Source organism: Curtobacterium sp. MCBA15_007 (assembly GCF_001864905.1).
In the GTDB taxonomy this organism is placed as follows: Bacteria; Actinomycetota; Actinomycetes; order Actinomycetales; family Microbacteriaceae; genus Curtobacterium; species Curtobacterium poinsettiae.
Genome location: NZ_MJGM01000013.1, coordinates 85,131 through 86,614 on the forward strand (window position 1 = coordinate 85,131; position 1,484 = coordinate 86,614).

Annotated in this window: 2 protein-coding genes; both read left to right on the plus strand. The window is 70.1% G+C overall.

Annotated elements, in window-relative coordinates:
• The first annotated feature begins 124 nt into the window (after positions 1 to 124).
• Complete coding sequence (locus BIU95_RS07345) at positions 125 to 1,129, plus strand: aldo/keto reductase family protein (RefSeq protein ID WP_017885784.1); 1,005 nt, start codon at positions 125 to 127, stop codon at positions 1,127 to 1,129.
• 183 nt (positions 1,130 to 1,312) lie between these two features.
• On the plus strand, positions 1,313 to 1,484 hold a 172-nt coding region (locus BIU95_RS07350; RefSeq protein ID WP_139179689.1), incomplete at its 3' end, for a glycosyltransferase.

Sequence of the window (1,484 nt, forward strand, 5' to 3'; positions counted from 1 at the left end):
CCGCGCCGCCCGGCCGCGCCGCCGCGCCGCACCCGCACCCGCACCCGCACCCCCGCCCCACCCGCGCCCGACAGGCACTCGCGGGACCCCTCACGTGCGCGCTCACTCCAGTAGCGTCGGGACCATGGAATTCAGGTACCTGGGCAACTCCGGACTCAAGATCTCCGAGATCACCTACGGCAACTGGCTGACGCACGGCTCGCAGGTCGAGAACGACGTCGCCACCCAGTGCGTTCGGGCAGCGCTCGACGCCGGCATCACCACGTTCGACACTGCGGACACGTACGCCAACACCGCCGCCGAGACCGTCCTCGGCGAGGCGCTCAAGGGCGAGCGGCGCCAGTCCCTCGAGGTCTTCACGAAGGTCTACTGGCCGACGGGCCCGAAGGGGCACAACGACGTCGGCCTCAGCCGCAAGCACATCATGGAGTCGATCGACGGCTCGCTCGAGCGGCTGCAGACCGACTACGTCGACCTCTACCAGGCGCACCGCTACGACTACGAGACCCCCCTCGAGGAGACGATGCAGGCCTTCGCCGACGTCGTCCGTCAGGGCAAGGCGCTCTACATCGGCGTCAGCGAGTGGACCGCCGAGCAGATCCGCGCCGGCGCCGCACTCGCCAAGGAGCTCGGCTTCCAGCTCATCTCGAACCAGCCGCAGTACTCGATGCTGTGGCGGGTCATCGAGGGTGAGGTCGTCCCGGCCTCGAAGCAGCTCGGCCTGTCGCAGATCGTCTGGTCGCCCATCGCGCAGGGCGTCCTGACCGGCAAGTACAAGCCCGGTCAGCCCCTGCCCGAGGGCTCGCGGGCCACGGACGAGAAGGGCGGCGCCGACATGATCAAGCGGTTCATGCGCGACGAGGTCCTCGAAGCCGTGCAGCGCCTGCAGCCCGTCGCGGACCAGGCCGGCCTCACGCTCGCGCAGCTCGCGATCGCGTGGACCCTGCAGAACGAGAACGTCGCCTCGGCGATCGTCGGCGCCTCGCGTCCGCAGCAGGTCACCGACAACGTCAAGGCCGCCGGCGTCAAGCTCGACACGGACGCCCTCGCGGCGATCGACGAGGCACTCGGCGACATCCCGGAGCGCGACGCGTCCAAGAACGTGTCCCCGTCGTCGCGCCCCGCGTAGACGCGACCGACCGACGGACGGGAGGCCCGGTGCCAGCTGGCACCGGGCCTCCCGTCCGTCCCGGTGCGGGTGCACCCCGCCGTCACCCAGACGAGGACCGGTCTCGCTGATCAGGTTCGCAGCGCGCTCTTCGGAGGACCGCAGCCGCCGTTCGGTACATTCGGGTGGAGCACGAGGAGCACCATGAGCGAGACCCTGGTCATCATCCCGACCTACGACGAAGCCGAGAACGTCCGGCCCATCGTCGAACGCACGCTGGCCGCGACGGACGACACGGTGCACGTGCTCGTCGTCGACGACAACTCACCCGACGGCACCGGCGACATCGCGGACGTCATCGCGACCGAGACCGACC